Annotated in this window: 17 protein-coding genes; 9 read left to right on the top strand and 8 right to left on the bottom strand. The window is 62.0% G+C overall.

Features of this window, described 5'->3' with window-relative positions:
• The first annotated feature begins 51 nt into the window (after positions 1–51).
• Complete coding sequence (locus tag ACOTXI_RS09640) at positions 52–669, top strand: response regulator transcription factor (protein ID WP_021240632.1); 618 nt, start codon at positions 52–54, stop codon at positions 667–669.
• Between the two features lie 3 nt (positions 670–672).
• Here ACOTXI_RS09640 and ACOTXI_RS09635 read toward each other — a convergent pair whose 3' ends face one another.
• The 5 genes from ACOTXI_RS09635 to ACOTXI_RS09615 form a co-directional block, all read right to left on the bottom strand.
• Positions 673–6,243: a trifunctional serine/threonine-protein kinase/ATP-binding protein/sensor histidine kinase gene (locus tag ACOTXI_RS09635; RefSeq protein WP_421633869.1), complete on the bottom strand. Its 5,571-nt coding sequence runs from the start codon at positions 6,241–6,243 to the stop codon at positions 673–675.
• 9 nt (positions 6,244–6,252) lie between these two features.
• Positions 6,253–6,633, bottom strand: a complete 381-nt coding sequence (locus ACOTXI_RS09630; RefSeq protein ID WP_008501346.1) for a response regulator transcription factor — start codon at positions 6,631–6,633, stop codon at positions 6,253–6,255.
• A 20-nt stretch (positions 6,634–6,653) separates the two neighbouring features.
• Positions 6,654–6,917, bottom strand: coding sequence for a XapX domain-containing protein (locus ACOTXI_RS09625; RefSeq protein WP_008501347.1), 264 nt, complete (start codon positions 6,915–6,917; stop codon positions 6,654–6,656).
• Positions 6,914–7,135, bottom strand: a complete 222-nt coding sequence (locus tag ACOTXI_RS09620; protein ID WP_024909508.1) for a DUF1427 family protein — start codon at positions 7,133–7,135, stop codon at positions 6,914–6,916. The genes ACOTXI_RS09625 and ACOTXI_RS09620 overlap by 4 nt, the downstream gene beginning before the upstream one ends.
• Positions 7,136–7,196: 61 nt before the next feature.
• Entirely contained in the window at positions 7,197–7,883 is a 687-nt protein-coding gene (locus tag ACOTXI_RS09615) for a hydrolase (RefSeq protein WP_008501349.1), read from the bottom strand.
• Positions 7,884–8,101: 218 nt separating this feature from the next.
• Here ACOTXI_RS09615 and ACOTXI_RS09610 point away from each other — a divergent pair, with 218 nt between their 5' ends.
• From ACOTXI_RS09610 to ACOTXI_RS09595, 4 genes are read left to right on the top strand one after another with little or no spacing between them, the layout of a single operon-like run.
• Positions 8,102–9,973 carry an amidohydrolase gene (locus ACOTXI_RS09610; RefSeq protein WP_058654262.1) on the top strand — a complete coding sequence of 624 codons (1,872 nt, stop codon included), beginning with the start codon at positions 8,102–8,104 and terminating at the stop codon, positions 9,971–9,973.
• Positions 9,973–10,380 carry a DoxX family protein gene (locus ACOTXI_RS09605; RefSeq protein WP_058654263.1) on the top strand — a complete coding sequence of 136 codons (408 nt, stop codon included), beginning with the start codon at positions 9,973–9,975 and terminating at the stop codon, positions 10,378–10,380. The genes ACOTXI_RS09610 and ACOTXI_RS09605 overlap by 1 nt, the downstream gene beginning before the upstream one ends.
• On the top strand, positions 10,377–11,996 hold the full coding sequence (locus ACOTXI_RS09600; RefSeq protein WP_058654264.1) for an MFS transporter: 1,620 nt from the start codon (positions 10,377–10,379) through the stop codon (positions 11,994–11,996). Before ACOTXI_RS09605 ends, ACOTXI_RS09600 begins: the two co-directional genes overlap by 4 nt.
• Positions 11,997–12,026: 30 nt before the next feature.
• Positions 12,027–12,848 (top strand): alpha/beta fold hydrolase, encoded by an 822-nt coding sequence (locus ACOTXI_RS09595; protein WP_058654265.1) that lies wholly within the window; start codon positions 12,027–12,029, stop codon positions 12,846–12,848.
• Positions 12,849–12,889: 41 nt separating this feature from the next.
• Here the strand turns inward: ACOTXI_RS09595 and ACOTXI_RS09590 are convergent, their stop codons facing one another.
• A complete protein-coding gene (locus tag ACOTXI_RS09590; protein WP_058654266.1) occupies positions 12,890–14,284 on the bottom strand; it encodes an MFS transporter in 1,395 nt (464 codons plus the stop codon).
• A 50-nt stretch (positions 14,285–14,334) separates the two neighbouring features.
• Positions 14,335–15,423 (bottom strand): cellulase family glycosylhydrolase, encoded by a 1,089-nt coding sequence (locus tag ACOTXI_RS09585; RefSeq protein ID WP_058654267.1) that lies wholly within the window; start codon positions 15,421–15,423, stop codon positions 14,335–14,337.
• 185 nt (positions 15,424–15,608) lie between these two features.
• Between ACOTXI_RS09585 and ACOTXI_RS09580 the strand changes: the two genes are divergently transcribed.
• A complete protein-coding gene (locus ACOTXI_RS09580; RefSeq protein WP_058654268.1) occupies positions 15,609–16,616 on the top strand; it encodes a LacI family DNA-binding transcriptional regulator in 1,008 nt (335 codons plus the stop codon).
• Here the strand turns inward: ACOTXI_RS09580 and fosA are convergent.
• Positions 16,608–17,027 (bottom strand): FosA/FosA2 family fosfomycin resistance glutathione transferase, encoded by a 420-nt coding sequence (gene fosA / locus ACOTXI_RS09575; protein WP_058654269.1) that lies wholly within the window; start codon positions 17,025–17,027, stop codon positions 16,608–16,610. The two genes, ACOTXI_RS09580 and fosA, sit on opposite strands and share 9 nt — an antisense overlap.
• Positions 17,028–17,226: 199 nt before the next feature.
• Between fosA and trpS the strand changes: the two genes are divergently transcribed.
• From trpS to ACOTXI_RS09560, 3 genes are all read left to right on the top strand, one after another.
• A complete protein-coding gene (gene trpS, locus ACOTXI_RS09570) occupies positions 17,227–18,228 on the top strand; it encodes a tryptophan--tRNA ligase (protein WP_039023963.1) in 1,002 nt (333 codons plus the stop codon).
• 251 nt (positions 18,229–18,479) lie between these two features.
• Complete coding sequence (locus ACOTXI_RS09565; protein WP_039023964.1) at positions 18,480–18,962, top strand: hypothetical protein; 483 nt, start codon at positions 18,480–18,482, stop codon at positions 18,960–18,962.
• Positions 18,963–18,965: 3 nt separating this feature from the next.
• A complete protein-coding gene (locus ACOTXI_RS09560) occupies positions 18,966–19,445 on the top strand; it encodes a PAAR domain-containing protein (RefSeq protein ID WP_058654270.1) in 480 nt (159 codons plus the stop codon).
• Positions 19,446–19,917 lie beyond the last annotated feature (472 nt).

Below are 19,917 nucleotides of genomic sequence, written 5' to 3'. Positions count from 1 at the left end.
CCGTAGTGACTGTTTGCATCCTCGACATGTCAATCAGCACCGGGGCGGTGAATGGAACACATTGTGTATGTGGTAGATGACGATGACGCCGTCAGACAGTCCGTGATCGGGCTGCTGGACTCGGCAGGCCTGAACGCCATCGGCTTTTCATCGGCAGAAGCGTTTCTGCAATACCGCTTTGAGGATCTGCCGTCGTGCGTGATCCTCGATATGCAAATGCCCGCCATTTCGGGTTTTGAGGTAGCAGACGCCCTCAAGGAAAGCGGGCGCGAAATCCCGATTATTTTCCTCACCGGCCACGGCACAATCCCGATGTCGGTGCGCGCCATCAAAGGCGGCGCGTACGAATTCCTCACCAAGCCCGTCGAATCTAACGCGCTGATAGACGCCATCGAATCTGCACTGCAGCTGGCGGAAAACAACGCCGAGCGCAATAAAGAGCACTACGCCCTGAAGCAGCGCCACATGTCCCTTACGCCGCGCGAGCATGAGGTGCTGACGCTGGCGATAAGCGGCATGCTGAACAAGCAAATTGCCGCCGAGCTGGGCGTCAGCGAGATCACGGTGAAGGTGCACCGCCGCCGCGTGATGGAGAAAATGCAGGTGCGCTCCGTGGCCGAGCTGGTCAGGGCCGTTGAGCGCCTGACCAAAAGCCAGCCCGCGGAGTAACGTTTACGCTTCCTGCGCGGCCAGCGGCAGCGCGAAGGCAAATACCGTGCCGTGCGGCTCCCGGCGGCGCGCGCTCAGCTTCCCGCAGTGGCGCTCGATAATGCTGGCGCTGATGGTCAGCCCCATCCCCATTCCCTGCGGCTTGGTGGAATAGAACGAGTCAAAAATCTGCTCCAGCCGCTCGGGCTCAATGCCGCTGCCAGTGTCGGCGATCTCAACGATCACCTTCCCGTCCGCGTTGCTGGTGCTGAGGGTGATGGTGCTGGCACGCTCCTTCACCTCGGCCATCGCCTCAACCGCGTTCATCACCAGATTCAACAGCACCTGCTGGATCTGCACGCTATCGCCGGTGATAAAGCTGTCGCTGGCGTTCAACAGATAATCAACGCTTATGTGTCGCTGCTCCAGCTCGCTGCGCGAAAGCGTGATGATATGGTGGATCAGGGAGTGCATGTCGATGCGCGAGAAGGTGGGATCCTGCTTGCGCGTCAGGGACTGAATGCTGCGAATGATCTCCCCCGCCCGCGCGCCTTCGGCGGCGATCTCCTCCAGCCCTTCCCGCACTTTATCCAGCCGGGCGGGCTCGCGGCTGAGCCAGCGCAGGCTCGCTCCGGCGTTCGAGACGATCGACATCAGCGGCTGGTTGATCTCATGGGCGATGGAGGAGGTCAGCTGTCCGACGGTGGTGGCCCGGGACACCCGCGCCAGATCCGCCTGCGCCACCCGCATGGCATCCTCCGCGGCGCGCTGGCTGGTGATATCGGTGATGATGCCGTAATACTCGTTCACCTCGCTGCCCACGCCCACCGGATCGCCAATGCCGAGGATGTAGCGCGTTGAGCCGTCGGGACGCTTAACGCGAAACTCCGCGCGCATCGAGAGCCCGTCGCGCACGCTTTGGGTAACAATGGCGCTGATGCGGGCGTAATCGTCCTCATGGACGAAGGTCAAAAACTCCGCCATGGAGATCGTCTTTTGCTGCTCGGGCAGGCCGAGAATGCGGGCGTACTCGTCCGAGACAAACATCAGATCCTGCTCCAGCTCCCAGCGCCAGCTGCCGGTGTGGCTGATCTGCTCGCCCAGCATCAGCGAGGTCTGGCTGGCGCGCAGCTCTTTCTCCACCCGGCGGCGCTGGATGTTCTCCGCCAGCAGCTCGGCGTACAGCCGCGCCGTCTCCAGGGAGACCGCCGCCTGCGCGCCCAGCAGGCTGACCACGCGCGAGTGTTCGGCGGTAAACACTTCCGGCATCAGGCGGTTTTCCAGGTACAGCACGCCCACCAGCCGCGCCTGTTTGAACATCGGGACGCACATCACCGCCGCCCCCGAGGTCACCAGATAGGGGTCCTGGCTGAAGGGGTGAAACTCCTCCGGCCTGCCGGTGCGGATCTCCTGCCCGGTGCGGATCACCGCCGCGAGCACCGACAGCGGCAGGTCGGTCGCCGTCGGCACGTCTTTCAGGATCCGCACCCGCACGCCGTCGGTGCTGGTCCAGGCGCTGGCCTCGATCTCCGGAATGAGACTATCGCTCACGCGAAGCAGCAGGCCGCGCTGCGCCCCGGCGCGTTCGAGGAGGATCGTCATCAGGTTTTCGATTAAGCGCTCAAGGTTGATCTCTTCCGACAGCGCGCGGGAGGCTTTGATCACGCTCTGCAGATCGCGGATGGTCTCGTTCTGGGCGAACGCCACCGTGTCATAGGCGCTGGTCTGCCCGGAGGCCAGCAGGTGCGGGAAATCCTGCTCCAGCTGGCGCACCTTGGCCTGCGCGCCCGCCCGGCCCCAGGCGGCAATTGCGCCGCGGAAGTGTGCATCCGAGGCGGTTGGGTAGCCGCAGGCCAGCGCAAAGCGGCCCGCCAGCTCGTGGGCCAGGGCATTAATCGGATTAAACCCGCCCTCGCGGGAGAGCCGGACCGCCTTCTCATACTGCTCAAGCGCGATGCTGTTCATCCCGTCAAGACGCACGATTTCGGCGTAGATCAGCGCCTCTTTATCCGCGAACGTGCCGGGATTAATGCGCGCCCAGAGGGCGATTTTGTCATAGTGGGCGTGAATGCTGCGGCGGTGGTTCGCCGAGAAGGTCTCCGGCGTCAGCTGACGCGAAAGCGCCAGCGCGCTGTAGAGATGGTAATCCAGCAGATGGATGTGCCCCGGCGCGGACCACGCGTACCACCCCGCCATCTCGAGATCCGCCTGCGCGTCGGCGTACTCGCCGCAGGTAAAGTGCGCCATGCCGCGATAGAGCCAGTACCAGAACAGCATGGTGGAGGTCTGCTCCGGCGACGCGGGAAGCAGCGCCTCGGGCAAGACCTGCGACGCGGTCCAGGTGCCGATGACCGGCGTGCGCAGGAACTCAACGTAGCCGCGCTGCACCATCAAAATGCTTTCCACGTCCTGGAAGTGGGTTTTCCGCACGAACGCCAGGCCGCGATCGATGCTGGTCAGCACCCCGTCCAGGTGATCGCCCCGCGAGAGGAAATTAATGACCTGGTGGCAGGCCGCAAAGCAGGCCATCGTCATATCCCCGTGGGTGACCGCCGCGCTGAAGCAGGCTTTCGCGCACTCGATGGTGAACGACAAAGGCTGGGTCCAGACGCTGAGCTGGTCGAGCGGCAGCAGGGTCTTGGCTTCAAAGGCATCGTAGCCGTGGCGGGTCACCAGCTCGCGGGCCAGCGTGCCGTACTGAAACCCGAGGCGATACTCGGCGTAGCGGTGGCCCATCAGCACGCCAAACCAGGCCATCGCCGTGGTGGAGGCGCCGGTGATGCCGTGGTCGAGGGTCAGGTGCATCATGCGGCAGAGCAGTAAGAAATGCAGGCGCGGGCAGATGAAGCTGGCGCAAATGCTGGCGCTGTAGAGCAGGTTCATCACCGCTTCCGTTTCCGGGTTCTCCATCCGCGAGAGCGGGGCAAAGAGATGTTGCGGCGCGTCATTTGCGCGGTTGCAAAAGCGTTCCCAGGCCTCGTCGCAGTCGGCATCTTCCGGATAGCGGCCAATCTGGATGCCAAACACCCCCAGCCAGCAGAGCGCCGCCTCCAGCGCCAGACGGCTATCCGACTGGCGAATGTACACTTCCACCAGCAGATTGGCCGCCAGCGCTTTTTCGGTCAGCCCGCCGGGGCAGCCGAGAATGGCGTCACACAGTTCGCGGGTGCGCTCCAGGTGCCCCAGCGCAAACTCGCAGCCCGCTTCTTCGATATCGAGCATAAAGTCCGACACCGTCCCGGCGTTGCCCAGCGCTCTGGCGGTCTGGATATAGCTCAGCGCCGAAAGATAATCTCCCGAACGCTTCGCGCGTCGCGCGGCCAGCAGGCTCAGCTCACGGAACCGCTGGCGCTGCGGGGCGGGCTGGATGCTGTCCAGCGCGGCCGTGACGTGATGTACGGCGCGGAACAGCAGCTCATTCCCCGCCGCCTGGCGCGCGGCGTCGGCCAGCAGGCTGGCGGTGGTCAGGTGAAGATGGCTTTTCTCATGCCGATCCAGCAGCGCAACGGCAGCCTCCTGCACCCGGTCGTGGGTGAAGGAGTACGCTTTCTCCGTCAGCACGATAAGCTGCGCCATCACCGCCGGGTGCAGCGCATAGCGCATTTCCGCCATCGACATGCCGACCACGCGGCACATCATCTCCATCTCGCCCGTGCCGCCGAGACAGGCGATGCTGCCCAGCAGGCGGCGCGTCTCGTCGGGCAGCTCTTCGAGCTGCTCCAGCACCAGGGTGACCACGTTTTCGGTGTAATGCCGGGCGCGGATCGCCTGCAGATCGTAATGCCACTTGTCCTGGTATTTGTTGTGCATCACCAGCCCGTCGTCGACGATGCGGCGGAAAAATTCATGCACAAAAAGCGGGTTGCCGCCCGTCTTCTCGTGGATCAGGGTGGCAAGGTCGGTCGTCGCCGCGCTGCGGGTGCGAAACACCGTTGCCAGCCAGCGCGCCACGGCTTTAACCGAGAGGGCCTGCGGGACAATCTCGCTCGCGTGCTGTGCCGCCTCCGGCAGGCTCGCCAGCTGCTGTTGCAGCGTGGGGTCGGACAACGAGCCGATATCGCGGTGAGCGACAACCACCAGCAGCGGGATGGCGCCGCAGTTCACCAGCAGCGCGTTGAGCGTTTGCAGGCTGGCGGCATCGCTCCACTGAAGATCGTCCAGCACCAGCACCAGCGGGCAGCCCTGCGAGGCAAAGGTTTTCACCAGCGCCAGCACCATATGGCTGAAGCGCGCCCGGGCATCAATAGAAAACGTATCCGCCGAGAAGCGCGGCTTGCTCTCAAGCAGCAGGCCCAGCTCGGGCACCAGGCTGACGGCCAGTTCTTCATAGCCTTCAAGGGCGCGCGAGAGGCGGATTTTCCACTTCGCCACCTCGTCTGCCGGCAGCCCCAGCAGGTGCAGCGTCAGGGTGCGGAACGCGGAGCTTAATACGCCGTAGGGCAGCGACGGTGAAAACTGATCGACTTTGCCCACCGCCAGCAGCACCGCGCGCTGCTGCAGCGTTTTAAGCGCCGTCGCAATGATCGAGGATTTGCCGATCCCCGACGGCCCGCCGATGGTCACCAGCTCCGGCACGCGGTTCTGCCCCACCCGCTCAAACGCGGCAATGACGTCGTTCGCCTGCGGATGGGTCGCGAACAGGGAGTCCGCCAGATGGATCGCCGGGGTACGGTCCTGCTGGCCGGGGGTAAAGGCGACGATGTCGCCCTCGCAGGTCAGCGTCGCCTGGCAGCGGCGGAGGTCGGCAATCAGCCCGTCGACCGTCTGGTAGCGGTTATCGGGGTGCTTTTCCAGCAGCTTCAGGATGATGGTCGACAGCATCCCCGGCACGTCCGGGCGTATCGCGTCCGGGGCCAGCGGCGCCGAGGCGATGTGGTAATGCGCCCAGTTGGTCTGGTCGTCCTCTCCCAGCTCAAACGGCAGGCGGCCAGTCAGGAGTTCATACAGCACCATGCCGAGGCTGTAGAGATCGCTGCGGTTATCCACGGGACGCTGGGTGCGGGAGGTGTGTTCCGGCGACATCCAGGCAGGCGTACCGCCTGAAACCGCAAGCCGGGTCTGGGAGAAAGCATCGGAGAGCGTGCAGGAGAGGCCAAAGCTGCCCAGACGGCAGGTGGCATCGTGCTGAACAAAAATGCTGCCGGGCTTGATATCGCCGTGGATCAGGTTTTGCAGATGCATCTGGCGCAGAGGGACGCAGATCTGGATCGCCAGCTCGATAAAGCGCGCGATCCCCGAGATCGCCCTGCCCGCGCGCCGCGCCAGCAGCTCAAAGGAAAACGGGGCGTACACCAGCGCGAAGCGTCCCCGGTACTGGGTGGAGGCGACGGCGCGAATGGCCCAGCTGTCCTGCAGCATATCGCGCAGCGCAAACTCGTTTTTGAGCAGCCGGGTGGCCCGCTCTTCCTCTTCGTCGCTGACCGCGGTGGCGATAATGAACGAGCCGCCGGAATGAGGATGTCGCGCGTGCATCCAGGCGATTCCGCCCTCCTGCGCCAGCACGGTAAAAATCACATCCTCTTTAAGGACAAAAACCCGCCCCTGGTGAAGATTCCCCTGGGCGGGCCAGAATGCAGGCTGCTCGTTTTCGTTCATCCGCGATCCTTATTGTCGGCGGGCCAGCTCCCGCTGGATATGATCCAGCAGAATATCGATGTTAATGGGCTTACGCAAAAAAGCAGCGGCGCCCAGACCGAGAGCGTACCGCTGCATATTTTCATCAGCATGACCGGAGATAAAGAGCACGGGCGGCGGCGGTACGGCCAGCAGCCGCAGCTTGTCAAACAGCTCAAGGCCGCTCATGCCCCGCAGCTTGATATCGGTGATCACCAGCGCCGCGCCGGACAGGGCGAGCGGATGGCTCAGAAATACCTCTGCCGAATCAAACGTATCGGTCGAATAGCCTTCCGACTCCAGGAGATTACTCAACCCGCTGCGGACGGAACGTTCGTCATCAATGATGGCAATGCGCCACGGCAGCGTCATGCTGTTATTCCTCTAACCAGTCATTTAACGTCGCGAGTATCCTTCGCGGGCGCAGGGGGCGCCGTGCCGCTGATTTTCGGTACGCATTCGTGACGAAACCAGGCGAGGGTAAGCGGTTCGCGACTCAGTAAACGCCGTCCCACCGGGATGAGCTGTTCACCCACCAGCATGCCAAACAGGCCAAGCAGGGCGACAACCGGCGGCGCCGGGGAATGGACGTCGAGCAGAGCGTAAATTACCCCAGCACCCACGCCGCACACCAGCGAAATTATCCATGCTTTCATGATGACGCTCCCGTCTGCGATGCTGCCTGCGGAACGGTCACCTGAGGCGGCGGCGCGCCGTCGCGGGATAAGAGATGGCGTGTCGCCTGTTCACCCGCCAGCATCCCCAGCAGGCCAATCAGCGCCAGCGCGGGCGGCGCGGGGGAGCGCACCTTCAGCACGGCATACATCAGGCCAATCAACACGCCTGCCGCAAGGGATATCAGCCCAGTACTCATCGTGAACTCCAGAGAAAGAGGCAGCGGCGAGCCGGATGAGGGACCAGCCCGCCGACGGGACTTAGCGAGCCGGAACCGGCGCTAAGGTGCGGTGCTCGCTCTTCTGGCGAGACGGCGCTTTGTGCACCATGGTGTAGGCGTAATCCACGCCCATGCCGTACGCGCCGGAGTGCTCGCGCACGATGTCCATCACCGCGGTGTAGGTCTCTTTACGCGCCCAGTCGCGCTGCCACTCCAGCATCACCTGCTGCCAGGTCACCGGGATCACGCCCGCCTGGATCATGCGCTGCATCGCGTAGTCGTGGGCTTCTTTGGAGGTGCCGCCGGACGCGTCCGCCACCATATAAATTTCGTAGTCGCCTTCCAGCATCGCGCACAGGGCAAAGCTGTTGTTGCACACTTCGGTCCACAGACCGGCAACCACCACCTTCTTCTTGCCGTTGGCCTTCAGCGCGTCGCGCACCTTCTGGTCGTCCCAGGAGTTCATGGAGGTACGCTCCAGAATGTCCTGGCCCGGGAACACGTCCAGCAGCTCCGGATAGGTATTGCCGGAGAAGCTTTCGGTCTCTACGGTGGTGATGATGGTCGGGATGTTGAACACCTTAGCCGCTTTCGCCAGCGCCACGGTGTTGTTTTTCAGCACCTGGCGGTCAATCGACTGCACGCCAAACGCCATCTGAGGCTGGTGATCGATAAAGATAATCTGACAGTTCGCAGGGGTTAACACTTCGAGCTTTGAAGAGGTCATAGCATTTTCCAGTGGTTAAGAGTAGAAATCACCGCGAGTGCCACGGCGATAAAGTCACCTTCATCCTGCGGTTTTCCCTCTCCGCGCGTAATTATCTCTTCGTATAGTTAACCTTAGGTATAGTTATACTTTGGTATACCTATCCTATTGTATAACTGGATCTTTTCCGAAACCGGTTCCCATAATCCTGACCATTCCCCTCTCAGTCAGGAGCAGTTATGGTTACCCTCGGTAAAGCCGATCTCATTCTGGTTAACGGCCAGTTTCACACCGTCGATCGCGAAAACCCCGTCGCGGAAGCCGTTGCCGTGCGCGACGGAAAATTTCTGGAAGTGGGTACCGTCGCCGAGGTGATGCAGCACCACGGCGACGGCACCAAAGTGGTCGACTTAAAAGGCCACACCGCCATCCCCGGCCTGAACGACTCGCACCTGCACCTGATCCGCGGCGGGCTGAACTACAACCTCGAGCTGCGCTGGGAAGGCGTGCCGTCCCTGGCCGACGCCCTGCGGATGCTGAAAGAGCAGGCGCTGCGCACCCCGTCGCCGCAGTGGGTGCGCGTGGTGGGCGGCTGGACCGAGTTCCAGTTTGCCGAGCGCCGCATGCCGACCCTGGACGAGATCAACGACGCCGCGCCGGATACCCCGGTCTTCATCCTGCACCTCTACGACCGCGCCCTGCTCAACCGCGCCGCGCTGAAGGTGGTCGGCTACACCAAAGACACGCCAAACCCGCCGGGCGGCGAGATCCAGCGCGACGCCAACGGCAACCCGACCGGGATGCTGATCGCCCGTCCGAACGCCATGATCCTCTACGCCACGCTGGCCAAAGGGCCGAAGCTGCCGCTGGAGCAGCAGGTTAACTCCACCCGCCAGTTCATGCGCGAGCTCAACCGCCTGGGGCTGACCAGCGCCATCGACGCGGGCGGCGGCTTCCAGAACTACCCGGAAGATTACGAGGTGATCGCCGAGCTGCACGCGAAAAAGCAGATGACCATCCGCATCGCCTACAACCTCTTTACCCAGCGTCCGGGCCACGAGCTGGAAGACTTTGAAAAATGGACCGACATGCTCACGCCGGGCCAGGGCAGCGACTTCTTCCGCCACAACGGCGCGGGCGAGATGCTGGTCTTCTCCGCCGCCGATTTTGAAGACTTCCTCGAACCGCGCCCGGATCTCGCGCCGGGCATGGAGGACGAACTGGAGCGCGTGGTGCGCCATCTGGTGGAGCACCGCTGGCCGTTCCGCCTGCACGCCACCTATAACGAATCCATCAGCCGCATGCTGGACGTCTTCGAGAAGGTGAACCGCGACATTCCGTTCAACGGCCTGCACTGGTTCTTCGACCATGCGGAAACCGTCACCCAGGCCAACATCGACCGCATCAAAGCGCTCGGCGGCGGCATTGCCGTGCAGCACCGCATGGCCTTCCAGGGCGAATACTTCGCCGAGCGCTACGGCATCGAAGCCACCCGCCACACGCCGCCGGTGGCGAAAATGCTCGAGACCGGCGTGCCGGTGGGCTTAGGGACGGACGCCACCCGCGTAGCGAGCTACAACCCGTGGACCGCGCTCTACTGGCTGGTCTCCGGCCGCACCGTCGGCGGGATGCAGATGTACGATCACAGCGCCCGCCTGGACCGCGATACCGCCCTGATGCTCTGGACCCAGGGCAGCGCGTGGTTCTCCAGCGAGCAGAACCAGAAGGGGCAGATCAAGGTCGGCCAGCTTGCCGATATGGCCGTGCTCAGCAAAGACTACTTCCGCGTGCCGGAAGAGGAGATCAAGGGCATCGAATCCGTTCTCACGGTGGTCAACGGCGATATCGTTTACGCCGCAGGCAGCTTTGGCCCGCTCGCGCCGCCGGCCATCCCGGTCCTGCCCGAGTGGTCCCCGGTGGTGAAGGTGCCGGGCCACTACCGCAGCGCGCCGCCGCAGGCCGCCCGCGTGGGCATGAGTGTGGCTCACCACTGCAGCGGCCCGTGCGGGGTTCACAGCCATCAGCACGATTTCGCCCGCACGTCAGCGATGCCGGTGTCCGACGATAACGCTTTCTGGGGGGCGCTGGGCTGCAGCTGCTTTGCATTCTGATGAAAAACACCACTATGCCGCCCCGGGTCGACCTGGGGCTGTTCTTCCTGCGCCTGACCGGCAGCCTGCTGCTGCTGTACGTCCACGGCCTGCCGAAGGTGCTGCACTTCAGCGAAGAGCTGACGCGCATTGAAGATCCGTTCGGCTTCGGGCCTTACGCCAGCCTGATCCCGGCGATTGTCGCCGAGGTGGTTTGCCCGCTGTTGATCATTGCGGGCGTCTACACCCGCCTGGCGTGCCTGCCGATCATCGCCGTGCTGCTGGTGGCGATGCTGGCGGTCCACCCGAACTGGTCGATTGCCGAAGGGCAGTTTGGCTGGCTGCTGCTGATTATCTTCACCACCCTTGCCCTCACCGGGCCGGGCCAGTGGCGGCTGCAGCGTAGGGCAGCGGAGAGGTTCGCATGACCCAGGTTAACGACGTTCGCGACGCACACGTCGAGACGACGCCCGCACCGACGGTTTCGCCGTGGCAGCCGCTGAGCCAGCCGGTGTTCCGCATGCTGTGGATCGCCACGGTGGTCTCTAACGTCGGCTCATGGATGAGCGACGTCGGCATCAACTGGAGCATGCTGACCCTGAGCGCCGATCCGCTGGATATCGCGCTGGTGCAGGCGGCCAGCAGCCTGCCGATGTTCCTCTTCGCCCTGCCGTCCGGGGTGATGGCGGACATCGTTGACCGACGTAAATACCTGCTTTTCTCCCAGCTGTGGGTGTTCATCGCCGCCGCCGGGCTGACGGCGCTCTCCTTCACCGGACACGTCACCCCGACCGTGCTGCTGGTGGCGACGTTTCTGCTGAGCGTGGGCGCGGCGATGAGCTCGCCGCCGTTCCAGGCCGTGGTGCCCGATCTGGTGAGCAAGCCGGAGCTGGGCGCCGCCGTGGCGCTGAACTCGCTCGGGGTGAACATCAGCCGGGCGATTGGCCCCGCGCTGGGGGGTTTCCTGCTGTCGCTCGCCGGGCCGTGGATGGTGTTTGCCCTGAACGCGCTCTCCGTGGTCGGCGTGGCGTGGGTGCTGTGGCGCTGGCGTCCGGCCCCGTCCATTCAGCGTCTGCCGCCGGAGCACTTCTTCTCGGCGGTGCGCACCGGCATCCGCTACGTGCACGCCGCCCCGGTGCTGCGCAACGTGCTGGTGCGCACCGTGGCGTTCTTCGTTTTCGGCAGCGCGGGCTGGGCGCTACTGCCGCTGGTGGCGCGCCGCGAGCTGGGCCTGGGCCCGGCGGGCTACGGCGTGATGCTGGCGTGCATTGGCCTGGGCGCCATTGCCGGGGCGATCCTGCTGCCGCGCCTGCGCCAGCGGCTGAACGCCGACCGCCTGATGGTGGCCTCCAGCCTGGTCTTTGCCCTCACCATGCTGGCGCTGGCGTTCGTGCGCCACGTCTGGCTGCTGAACCTGTTTGAGTTTTTCACCGGCTTCGCGTGGATTGCGGTGCTCTCGACGCTGAACCTCGGCGCCCAGCGCAGCGCCGCCCGCTGGGTGAAGGCCCGCGCGCTCGCGGTCTACCTGACGGTGTTCTTCGGCTCGATGACCACGGGCAGCGCCATCTGGGGGCAGATCGCGTCGCAGTTCGGCACCCCGACCGCGCTGGTGGTCGCCACGCTGGGGATGGTGCTGGCAAGCGCCACCGTGTTCCGCTGGAAGCTGGAGAAAAACCCGGAATTAAACCTCGACCTTAGCGGCCAGCCGCTGGACGGCGTGGAGATCGACCTGCCGAACGAGCGCGGCCCGGTGCTGGTCTCGCATGAGTACATCATTGACCCGCACAACGCGAAAGCGTTTTTGCAGGCGGTCCACGAGCTGCGCCGGGTGCGACGCCGCGCCGGGGCGATGAGCTGGGCGGTGTACGAGGATATCGAGCGCCCCGGCCTGTTTATCGAGACCTTCCTGATGGGCTCGTGGATTGAGCATCTGCGCCAACAGGAGCGCCACACCATGAATGACCTCCTGCTGCAGAGCCGCGTTCTGGCTTTTCATCAGGGCACAACATCACCGGCTATTCGCTACCTGGTCGCGCCGGTATAACCCTAACCATCACCTGTACAGGAACACACTATGGCAACGTTTAAGGCAAAAGACGGCACGCAGATTTACTACAAAGACTGCGGCGCGGGCAAACCGGTTCTCTTCAGCCACGGCTGGCCGCTGGACGGCGACATGTGGGACAGCCAGCTGAACTACCTGGCCGAGCGCGGCTTCCGCGCCATCGCCTTTGACCGCCGCGGCTTTGGCCGCTCGGATCAGCCGTGGAACGGCTACGACTACGACACCTTTGCGTCCGACATCAACGACCTGATTACCACTCTGGATCTGCAGGTCGTGACGCTGGTGGGCTTCTCCATGGGCGGCGGCGACGTGACCCGCTACATCAACAACTACGGCAGCGCGCGCGTGGCCGGTCTGGCGCTGCTGGGCGCGGTCACGCCGATCTTTGGTAAATCCGACACCTTCCCGCAGGGTGTGGATCAGAGCGTGTTCGACGGCATTCGCGACGGACTGCGCAAAGATCGCGCCCAGTTCATCAGCGACTTCGCCACCCCGTTCTACGGCACCAACGCCGGACAGACCGTTTCCGCCGGAGCCCTGACCCAGACGCTGAACATCGCCCTGCTGGCCTCCCTGAAGGGTACCATCGACTGCGTGACCGCCTTCGGCGAAACCGACTTCCGCCCGGATATGGCGAAAATCGATGTGCCGACGCTGGTGATCCACGGCAGCAACGACCAGATCGTGCCGTTTGAAAGCACCGGCAAGCTGGCGGCAGAGATGATCAAAAACGCCACGCTGAAGGTGTACGACAACGCGCCGCACGGCTTCGCGCTGACCCACCAGGACCAGCTCAACGAAGATCTGCTGGCGTTTGTGAAGTCGCTTTAACTCTTTAAATGCGAAGCCTGATGGCGCTTCGCTTATCAGGCCTACAAGGGCTGGTCCTGTAGGCCGGGTAAGGCGCAGCCGCCGCCCGGCGCTTTCGCAGACGCGTTCCGCTCCGCCAGCAACCGACAAACCTCCGCATGCTTCTCCTCGGTAAAGGTAAAGCGCGACATAAAGCCCATGCGGATCAGCGACCCTATCGCCGGCAGCAGGCAAATCCCGAAGAACAGCCCCGACAGCACGCTCTCGCTCTGGATTTGCGCCTGCGGCACGTAGCCAATCATTGTCAGAAACACCCCGATTAGCCCGCCGCCCACCGCCACCGACATCTTGCCGGTAAAGGTCTGCCCGGAGAAGGTGATCGCCGCGCAGCGCTTGTGAGTGTGGTACTCCGCGTACTCGATGGTGTCGGCAATCATCGACGAGGTGAGGATGTTGGTCATCATCACGAACAGCGTGCTCAGGCCGAGGAGAATAAACAGCATCGTCACCTGCTGATACCCGACAAACCACATCACCACGCGCACCGCCACGTCCAGCCCGCAGAGGATCATAAACAGCTTTCGCTTCTGCATCCGGCGCGTCAGCATCGGGGCAACCAGGCACAGCACCGCCGCGACAATCCCCATCACGCCAATCGCCATCTGCAGGCTGCCGTCGCCCAGATTGTTGATAAAGAAGTAGATATACAGCCCGCCCGCCACGTTGTGGAACACGCAGAAAAAGAACGACAGCAGGACGATAAACAGCGGCTTGTTCTGGCGCAGGTTGTGGAAGGTGTCGCGGATGGTCACCTTTTCCGGACTCGGCGGCACGCGCTCTTTGATCTGCATAAAGCCATTGAGCATCAGCGGCAGGCCCACCAGCATCATCACCAGCGCCGCCATAAAGTAGCCTTTGTCATTGCTGTACTGGGCGAAATAGGCCGCCAGCTTCGGGAAGAAGATGTTGGCGCAGGCAATCCCGGCGTTCACCCCGAGCATCGCCGCCGTCACCGCGCGGGTGCGCTGCCCGGAGTCGTTGGTCATCACCGACGACATCGACCAGAACGGGATATCGGAGATGGCGTACAGCGTCCCCCACAGGATGTAGGTCACCCCGGCGTAGAGGATTTTGGTGGTCATGTCCGCTTCGATTTTATAGAACGACAGCAGCGTGACGCCGGTAATCAGCAGCGGCGCAATCAGTAAAAAGTGGCGAAACTTGCCGAACCGGCTGTTAATGGTGTCCATAATGCTGGCAAACAGCGGATCGTGAACCGCGTCCCACGCGCGGGCAATCAGGAAGATGGTACTGGCCGCCAGCGCCGAGATCCCCAGCACGTCGGTGTAAAAATAGTTAATAAACGAACCCACTAAACCAAAGCTAAAACACTGACCTAAACCATAGCCAAAATAAGACCACAGCTCGCGAGACGGTATTTTCATTGTCATTGCCATTGTTATATGCCTGCCTGGTTGCCCGGCGGTCGGCCGCCGGGTCGATATTATTAGCCCTTAACTTTCGGGGCGATCTTGCGCAGCTGCTGCATCAGGGCGATTTCACGGCGCGAGAACGGAATGCCGTTCTCCTCAAACACGTCGTGGAACCAGAGACGGCAGTAGTCCGTGGACTCCTTCATCACCACCGGCCACGGCAGCCACGTCTGGGTTTTGCCGCGCACCAGCCCCCACTGGTACGGCGCGACCTTCGCCGCGTACATCAGCGGGAGCTGCTCTTCGATGGTGCTGCCCACGTGGCGCGCCAGCCATTCGGTGCAGAACAGCGGACGGCCAAGCTGTTGCAGCTGCTGAATAATCGCCGTCATGCGCCCCGTGTGGGTGTAGGCGTGGAAGCTCACCACGTCCGAGAGCGCCAGCGCGGTCTGGTCCAGCGGATGCTGGAAGAACGTCTCGCCCTCCTCTTCCGGCGGCAGGCGCCACGCGCAGACGGTGAGCGGCTGGGTTGGGTCTTCTTCGCGCCCCCACTGGAATGCGAGCTTCATCAACTCGTGCGCGCAGGTCTCCAGCTTCGCGTCGTACTGCACCTCCTGCGTGCCCGTCGCGAAAATGCCGCGGTTGCCCGGCTCGTTGTAGAGATCCCACAACAGCACGCGCCTGTCGTCGCGGAACTGGCGCACAACGTCGCGGATATAGCGCTCAATGTCTGCCCAGCAGTCCGGATCGCACACCTTGTCACGCCCCGGACTCGCCGCCGCCTGGCTGTTGTGCTTGCCCGGCACCGGCGGCTTTTGCGGGCCGAGGTACGGCTCGTCGCCGGAGAAGCCGCAGTCGTCCATCAGGGTCAGCATGGTGCTGAAGCCGTGACTGTCGGCAATCGTCAAAAAGCGGTCGATGCGCGCCATCAGCCCGTCGCGGTCATGCTCCCAGACGATAAACGGCAGGTTGATGCGCAGGGTGTTATAGCCCGCCTCCGCCGCCCAGCCCAGCTCGCGCTCGATGGTTTCGGCATCGAAGGTCTCTGCCTGCCAGATATCGGTCCAGTTCACCGCCGTCGACGGCAGATAGTTAAACCCGCACAGCCAGCCTTTTTGCTGATACCACGCCTGTGCCTGCTCCCTGCTCCACTGCTCTTTCATTACGCGTCCTCTTACTGATAATATTTAGCTAATAAATATTAGCTGCGGGATAAATGCGCAAATCACGGCGTTGAGAAAAGCGATGCCCCTCACAAAGTTCACGCTTCGATGAATGAGAAACGTGATCGACGGCGCTAAAGCGTGCGGTTAGGGTATGATGCGAATTCGCGAAAGGGAGAGGACGGATGAAGCGAAAAACGAAAGTGACGATGAACGATATTGCGCGAGCGGCAGGGGTGTCGCAGGCGACGGTATCGCTGGTGCTCAACCAGTCCCGCAACATCAAGCTCAGCGACGACACTCGCCAGCGGGTGATTAATGTGGCTACCGAGCTCGGCTACGACCGCCTCCCCGCCGTTCACGCTCCGCGCAACCAGGAGGAGATCGCCCTGCTGGTGAGCTCCATGCAGAGCTTCGACCCGTTTATCGACGCCATCAGCCAGGCGCGGGAGGCCGCGTGGCGCAATGAGACGTTGCTGACCGTCTACGACTACGGCGACGACATCGAGCTGGCGCTGAACATCATCCGCCAGCTGGAGAAGCGCAACTGCATCGGGATTGTCCTCGCCTCACCGGTCACCACGCTGGTGGACATGACGGCGTTTCAGGACTGCACCCGCATCCCTCTGGTGCTGCTCAACCAGCGCGACCCCGGCTCGCCGCTGCTGCCGTCGTTTATCCCGGACGACTACGCCAACGCCTTCCAGGTCACTAAACACCTCATCGCCTGCGGGGCGACGCGCATCGCTCACATCACCGGCGAGAGCTGGATGGAAGCCTCCCGCCAGCGTCTGGCGGGCTATCAGGCGGCGCTGCAGCAGGCCGGACTCGCGTGCGACGATAATCTGGTGCGCCAGACCAACTGGCAGTTCAGCGAGTCCTTTACCGCAACCACCTCCCTGCTGGAACTGGTCGAGCGCCCGGACGCCATCTTCTGCGCCAGCGACTGGCTGGCGATTGGCTGCTATCAGGCGCTGGCGATGAACGGCGTGCGCATCCCGCAGGACATGCTGCTGGCGGGCTACGACGACCAGAAGATTTCCGAGCAGCTCACCCCGCCGCTGACCAGTATCCAGTTGCCCTACAGCGAGCTGGGACGGCTGGCGGTGGAGTACCTGTGCAATCAGGAAGATGCCGCCACGCACGTGACGCTGGCGGGCAGGCTGAAGGTGCGCGCCTCAAGCCTAGTCTGAGGTAAACACCATGCCCGCGTAGGGCTTCTCGCGACACGCCGCCAGCCGCGCGGCGAGGCTGCCCACGTGCAGCTCCAGCTTGTGCCCGTCCGGATCGAGAAAATAGAACGACGCCCCCTCGCTTTTGTTCTGCTTCCAGACGGTGACGCCCGCCTGCTCAAGCCTGTGCGAGAACGGTTCAAAATCCTCTTCCACCACGGTAAACGCGTAGTGGGTGTAGTCGCTCTCCTGCGGCGGCACGTACTGGCGCGCCTCGTCGTACGACAGGCAGACCCACAGATCGCCGCAGGTGAGATAGGCCCCGGTATTCCAGCGGGCGTGCAGGGTCAGCCCCAGCAGCTCGTGCCAGAAGGTAACGCTTTTTTGCAGGTCGCTGACCGCGAGGGTCAGGTGGTTGAGAGATTGCAGCATGACGTGCCCTTTTGTTTTTCGCGCCGGACGTGGTACGGTAAAGAGATGAACATAAACCACGCCGTGCTCACCGTAAACCGCTGGTGGCTGCCTTCTTAAAGGCGGCACGGAGTAGTTTTTCCCATTTTCAGATAGCCGCCGAAAGGCGGCTTTCACATTTCTAAGACCCCTTTCGGCAACTGCACATTAAGGAGTCATTATGAACGCACCCACCATCCTCACCGGCGATCGCCCAACCGGCCCGCTGCACCTCGGCCACTTCGTCGGATCGCTGCGCCAGCGCGTGGCGCTCCAGCACACGCACAACCAGTTTGTGCTGATTGCTGACCTTCAGGGGCTAACCGACAACGGCAGCAACCCGCAGAAGATCCGCGACAACATCCCCGAAGTGCTGGCCGACTACCTCGCCGCGGGCATCGACCCGAACCTGACCACCATCTGCCTGCAGTCCGCCCTGCCCGCCCTCGCCGAGCTGACGATGCTGTATATGAACATCGTCACCGTCGCCCGCGTGGAGCGTAACCCGACGGTGAAAAACGAGATTGCACAGAAGGGCTTCGCCCGCTCGCTGCCGGTTGGGTTTATGGCCTACCCCATCAGCCAGGCGGCGGACATCACCGCGTTCAAGGCCGAGTGCGTGCCCGTCGGCGACGACCAGCTGCCGATGATTGAGCAGACCAACGAGATTGTGCACAAGATGAACAGCCTGCTGCCCGCCCCGGTGCTGCGCCACTGTAAGGCGATGCTAAGCGACACCAGCCGCCTGCCCGGCATCGACGGCAGCGCCAAGATGTCGAAATCGCTGGGCAACACGCTGCACCTTTCGGCCAGTGAAGAGACCATTCACCGTGCGGTCAGCGCCATGTACACCGACCCGAACCACCTGAAGGTGAGCGACCCGGGGCAGATTGAGGGGAACGTGGTGTTTACGTACCTCGACGCGTTTCATCCGGACAAGGAGAAAGTGGCGGCGATGAAGGCGCACTATCAGTTAGGCGGGCTTGGGGACCGGGTTTGCAAGAACGAGCTGGAGGGGTGTTTGCAGGAGCTGATTGCGCCGATGCGGGAGCGGAGGGCGATGTATATGCAGGATAAGGGAGAACTGATGGCGATGCTGAAGCGCGGAACGGAACGGGCGCAGGGGGTGACGCAGGAGACGTTGAGGGAGGTGAAGGTGGGGCTGGGGGTGCCGGTGTTTTGAAAAAACGTCATGCAGCGTATGTATTCAAATATTACATGCGCTGCATAATATTATTTATCGGCAATTCAACGAATATTACATTTATAATTAACAGGAACCATTACTATCCCTTCTTTAAAAGATGACCAATATCAATCTGGATATTTATTTCGGATTTTAGCCCGACTTATTAACCACTTTATGTATATTCGCCTTACAGTCTAAAACCTAGCATTGCTGCATTTACTCTTCTGCCCCTACAAGGAATTGTCATGCAGCTTTATACCAATGAATTTACCGCTGAATTAAAAGCGGAAATAGATCGTTCGCCTTTTTCCGATGAACAACTGGCCGCCATGCCTGAGGACGCGTGCGCCATTATTGCTGAACAAGAAGCCTTTCATCGACAACATCCCGTCACCGCCATCTGGCGGATCGCCACGGCTGGCAGCCAGACCCGAATGGGCGGCATGGTACTTCCCGTCGATCGTGAAGCCACAATGCTCATGGACGATGGGAGTTACACCAGCCTGATTGTCGAAGGAGACTGTGTGGCCTATCCGGATGGAACGCTCGCCACGATTATGACCTCAGCTGGCGAAGCGTTTTCCTGGAGACGTCAGGGCGTTGCGCTGGTTGGCAGCCTGCTTGATAACGATGACGAGATTATCAGCACACCGCTCGGCAGTACTTATCTGGTCACCCGCGAAGGTATTCCACCTCATGAGGACTTCTTAACCTGGCCCGGAGAATAGGACATGGGCTACCGTTCCGATAACCATGGACGCGGTCAGGCGCTGCACGGCGACAGAACAACCACCGGCGCAATATGCTGCACAACTCTGCCCAACTGCACCGAGCACGGTCGCGGCATCGTTCGTGTTGGCGATAAAACCACGGCATGCCCTAAATGCGGCAAACAGGGCGTGATTGCCAACGGTGAGCCACGCGTCAACTGGATGGGGCAAGCCTCAGCCGTCGATGGTTCTGTCGTCATTTGTGGATGCCCTCGCGGAACCAACCGCGTGATTGCCCCATCGGGAGAGTGGCTCGGATCCGGTCCCTCTCCTGAACAGATCGCACAGGAAAAGCATCAGGCCATGCTCGCAGTGCGCCAAAAAGAGCAAGAGGCCGAAGCGCTGCGGCGAACAGAAGAACGCGATCGCAATCGGGTCTTTGCGAAATCCTGCCTGCGTGGTGAAGGATGTAACGATGCGGGTAACCGGGAGACCCCGTAGCAGCCAGTCACTCTGACTTTTTTACGTCAGTACCTCATAGTGTGAAAACTAACAGACAGTAATGACATCCAGCACAGACTTAGCCCTCTTCTGATATTTCTTAACTGACCTGCCATTCACATCCAACCACACTGCTCGTACCGGGACGGCTGACCCCTGCGTGTCGTCTGGCGGTAAGGAACAATACTATGTACACCAAATCCTTTCTCGCTCTCGACGGTAACGGTGGTCTGAACGATGCACGTAAGGAGCCAGAATCTGGAGCTGCATATCATGCGGCTCTGGACTCATCCTTTAGGTGGGCTCACAGCATGAAGTGCCGTGGTTTGAGCACGACAAGCAAGCAGCTTTGAACTACGCATACCGGTGACCTGCCCCCACGATTAGATACAACACTCAGTTAGTAACGTCGGAATCTTCATTCTCAGAATGACCCTTTCTCCAGCCCGCTGCAAATTCAGACGGTGTCTGA

The sequence above is a fragment of the Enterobacter cloacae complex sp. BZL2005 genome, assembly GCF_049238885.1.
GTDB lineage: Bacteria > Pseudomonadota > Gammaproteobacteria > Enterobacterales > Enterobacteriaceae > Enterobacter > Enterobacter roggenkampii.
The sequence above is the reverse complement of the archived record's forward strand: the minus strand, read 5'-3'. Positions and strand labels throughout refer to the sequence as shown.